3 protein-coding genes and 1 pseudogene are annotated in these 4,018 nt (G+C 71.3%); all 4 read left to right on the top strand.

Going from position 1 to position 4,018, the window contains the following annotated elements; all coding sequences use genetic code 11:
• Positions 1 to 287 precede the first annotated feature (287 nt).
• Positions 288 to 2,330, top strand: coding sequence for a DNA topoisomerase IV subunit B (gene parE, locus HUV01_RS13210; RefSeq protein ID WP_174298686.1), 2,043 nt, complete (start codon positions 288 to 290; stop codon positions 2,328 to 2,330).
• Between the two features lie 196 nt (positions 2,331 to 2,526).
• Positions 2,527 to 3,699, top strand: coding sequence for an aspartate aminotransferase family protein (locus tag HUV01_RS13205; protein ID WP_174298688.1), 1,173 nt, complete (start codon positions 2,527 to 2,529; stop codon positions 3,697 to 3,699).
• Between the two features lie 28 nt (positions 3,700 to 3,727).
• On the top strand, positions 3,728 to 3,907 hold the full coding sequence (locus HUV01_RS13200; protein ID WP_174298685.1) for a hypothetical protein: 180 nt from the start codon (positions 3,728 to 3,730) through the stop codon (positions 3,905 to 3,907).
• Positions 3,907 to 4,018: pseudogene (locus tag HUV01_RS15250) on the top strand (ornithine carbamoyltransferase); the annotation flags it as partial. The gene HUV01_RS13200 and the pseudogene HUV01_RS15250, both read left to right, overlap by 1 nt.

The raw sequence follows: 4,018 nt of genomic DNA, 5'->3' as shown, positions 1-4,018 counted from the left end.
GGTCAGCGCGCTCCACGCCGCGATCCGCGCCGCGGGCGTGCCAGTGGCGTCGAGCGCGGACGCCCGCTCGAACGCCTGCTGGACGGTCCCGGCCGGCGCGGTCGCCGGTGTTGGCGACGCGGCGACGGCCTGCGCCAGCAGCAATGCCCCGATCACGCTCATCGTCCCGCTCCCTCGATCTCCATCGCCGATTATGTCGGCCCCGTCCGCGAAGTCAAAGGCAGCCGACCGCCGCCGCCGGGACGCGCCGCTTGCCGCTGCCGCCTGCGTACCCCATACGTTCACCCATGGCCGACGACCTCTTCGCCTCCGCTTCCGCCTCCGTATCCGGCGATTACGACGCCTCGTCGATCGAGGTGCTGGAGGGGCTGGAGCCGGTGCGGCGGCGGCCGGGCATGTATGTCGGCGGCACCGACGAGCGCGCGCTGCACCATCTCGCCGCCGAGGTGCTCGACAACGCGATGGACGAGGCGGTCGCGGGCCATGCCACGCGGATCGAGGTGACGCTGGAGCCGGGCAACCGGCTGACCATCACCGACAACGGCCGCGGCATCCCGATCGACCCGCATCCAAGGTTCCCCGACAGGAGCGCGCTGGAGGTGATCCTGTCGACGCTCCATTCGGGCGGCAAGTTCGCGGGCAAGGCCTACGCCACCAGCGGCGGGCTGCACGGCGTCGGCATCAGCGTCGTCAACGCGCTGTCCAGCGAGACGGTGGTGGAGGTCGCCCGCAACCGTCAGCTGTACCGCCAGCGGTTCGCGCGCGGGGCGACGCTGGGGCCGCTGGAGTCGCTCGGCGGCACGCCCAACCGGCGCGGCACGTCGGTCGCGTTCGTCCCCGATACGGAGATCTTCGGACCCGAGCTGTCGTTCAAGCCCCGGCGGCTCTACACGCTGGCGCGGTCGAAGGCCTATCTGTTCGCGGGCGTCGAGATCCGCTGGCATTGCGCGCCCGAACTGGTCGGCCCGGAACTGGTCGGCCCGGAACTGGTCGGCCCGGAACAGGGCGGCGACGATACGCCGACGGAGGCGGTGTTCCAGTTCCCCGGCGGCCTCGCCGACCATCTGCGCGAGCAGGTCGGCGAGCGCGAATGCGCCACCGCCGAGATGTTCGCGGGCACGCAGGACTTCCCCCGCTCCGCCGACGGCGCGGGACAGGGGCGCGCCGAATGGGCGGTCGCCTGGCCGCTGTGGAGCGACGGCTCGGCGAGCTGGTACTGCAACACGATCCCGACGCCCGACGGCGGCACCCACGAGCAGGGCCTCCGCCAGGCGCTGGTGCGCGGCCTGCGCGCGTTCGGCGAGCTGGTCGGCAACAGGAAGGCCCGCGAGATCACCGCCGACGACCTGATGGTCGGCTGCGAGACGATGCTGTCGCTGTTCATCCGCGAGCCGCAATTCCAGAGCCAGACCAAGGATCGGCTGACCTCGCCCGAGGCCGCCGGGTTGGTGGAGCGGGCGATGCGCGACCATTTCGACCACTGGCTCGGCCACAACATGGACCGGGGACGCGCGCTGCTCGGCTATGTTCTGGACCGGATGGACGAGCGGCTGCGCCGCAAGGCCGAGCGGGAAGTCAAAAGGAAGACAGCCACTTCCGCGCGCAAGCTGCGGCTGCCCGGCAAGCTGACCGACTGTTCGGCGGACGACCCCAAGGGCACCGAGCTGTTCATCGTCGAGGGCGATTCCGCCGGCGGATCGGCGAAGCAGGCGCGCGACCGCAAGACGCAGGCGATCCTGCCGATCCGCGGCAAGATCCTCAACGTCGCGTCCGCCACCGCCGCCAAGATCACTGGGAACCAGGAGATCGCGGACCTGACGCTGGCGCTGGGCTGCGGCACGAGGCTGAACTGCCGGCCCGAGCTGCTGCGCTACGAGCGGATCGTCATCATGACGGACGCGGACGTCGACGGCGCGCATATCGCGACGCTGCTGATGACGTTCTTCTTCCAGGAGATGCCCGAGCTCGTGAGGCGCGGGCACCTGCACCTGGCGCAGCCGCCGCTCTACCGGCTGACCGCGGGCGCCAGGAGCCTGTACGCCCGCGACGACGCGCACCGCGCCGAGATCGAGCGGACGGCGTTCAAGGGCCGCAAGGTGGAGGTGTCGCGCTTCAAGGGGCTGGGCGAGATGAACCCCCAGCAGCTGCGCGAGACGACGATGGACCCCGCGACCCGCGGCATGATCCGCATCACCCTGCCGCAGGAATATGAGGAACGCGCGGGCGTGAAGGACCTGGTCGACCGGCTGATGGGCAACAACCCGGCGCACCGCTTCGCCTTCATCCAGGAGAACGCAGGCCGGGTGGAGGAGGAGGCGATCGACGCGTGAGGCGCCCTTGTTCCCTCGTCATGGAAGGGGAGATGCCGGGCGACCGTCCCTTCCCGTCCGGGTCGACGCTCCACGCCGGCTGTTGACGCCCGCCAGCCCCGCGTTAAGGGCGGATTCGGGCGGTTCCGCATCGGGCCGCCCTTTCTCGTTTCGGAGAAGGAGAGCCCCCGTGTCCGCTCAGCCCACCACCGCCCTGATGCCCGTCTACCCACGGTGCGCGGTGCGTCCGGTGCGCGGGGAGGGGTGCTACCTGTTCGGCGAGGACGGCGAGCGGTATCTCGATTTCGCCAGCGGCATCGCGGTCAACGCGCTCGGCCATGGCCACCCCGCGCTGGTGAAGGCGATCGCGGACCAGGCGGCGACGCTGATGCACGTCTCGAACCTGTACGGCTCGCCGCAGGGCGAGGCGCTGGCGCGGCGGCTGGTCGACCTGACGTTCGCGGACACGGTGTTCTTCACCAATTCGGGCGCGGAAGCCGTTGAGTGCGCGATCAAGACCGCGCGCCGCTTCCACTATGCGGACGGCCACCCGGAACGGCACGCGCTCATCACCTTCAACAACGCGTTCCACGGCCGCACGCTCGGCACGATCAGCGCGACCAGCCAGCCCAAGATGCGCGACGGGTTCGAGCCGCTGCTGCCCGGCTTCGCCCAGGCCCCGTTCAACGACCTCGACGCCGCGCTCGCGCTGGTGGACGAGCATACCGCCGGCTTCCTGGTCGAGCCGATCCAGGGCGAGGGCGGCGTGTCGGTGGGGACGCGCGCGTTCCTGCACGGCCTGCGCGCGGCGTGCGACGAGCGCGGCCTGCTGCTGGTGCTGGACGAGGTGCAGTGCGGCTATGGCCGGACGGGCACGATGTTCTATCACGAGCAGCTGGGCGTGACGCCGGACATCATGGCGGTGGCCAAGGGGATCGGCGGCGGCTTCCCGCTCGGCGCGTGCCTGGCGACGAGCCACGCCGCCAAGGGCATGGTCGCGGGCACGCACGGCTCCACCTATGGCGGCAACCCGCTGGCGATGGCGGCGGCGCAGGCGGTGCTCGACGTGATGGCGGAGCCCGGCTTCCTGCCGCACGTCGCCGCGATGGGCGAGCGGCTGCGCGGGGCGCTGGAGCAGATGATCCCCAACCACGACCACCTGTTCGACCACGTGCGCGGCGCGGGGCTGATGGTCGGCCTCAAGATGAAGACGGACGCGCGCCGCTTCGTCGCCCACCTGCGCGACGAGCACCGCGTGCTGACCGTGTCGGCGGGCGAGAACGTCGTGCGCATCCTGCCGCCGCTGGTGGTGGAGGAGTACCACATCGCCGAGTTCGTCGAGACGCTAAGCGCGGCGGCGCGGGTCTACGTGGACGCGGCGGATGACTAGGGGCGCAGCCGCCGCATCGCTGACGGCCTTGGGCATCGTGCTGCTGATGCCCCTGATGCTCGTCATCGCCGCGCACATCCTGTTCACGACCGGCCTCGATGCGCGGGGTTGGGCAATCATCACGGGCTCCGGGTTGGCCGGTGTCGCCGCGATCGGCGTCGGCGTTCGCCGCACCCGCCGCGCAGGGCGGCGGAGCATCGCGTCGTGATCCGCCATTTCTTGTCCCTTTCCGACGCGGGCGCGGACGGGGTCGCGGCGATCCTCGCCGACGCGCGGGATCGCAAGGCGGCGCGGGCCGGGCTGCCCAAGGGCGCGGCGG

It is taken from the genome of Sphingomonas bacterium, assembly GCF_903643035.1.
Classification (GTDB): domain Bacteria; phylum Pseudomonadota; class Alphaproteobacteria; order Sphingomonadales; family Sphingomonadaceae; genus Sphingomonas.
Note: the sequence above shows the minus strand (reverse complement) of the source record. Positions and strands in the feature narration are given on the sequence as shown.

Excerpts from the sequence above, each read along its gene's own strand:
- parE (WP_174298686.1), top strand. The coding sequence starts at position 288 with ATGGCCGACGACCTCTTCGCCTCCGCTTCCGCCTCCGTATCCGGCGAT.
- HUV01_RS13205 (WP_174298688.1), top strand. The coding sequence starts at position 2,527 with ATGCCCGTCTACCCACGGTGCGCGGTGCGTCCGGTGCGCGGGGAGGGG.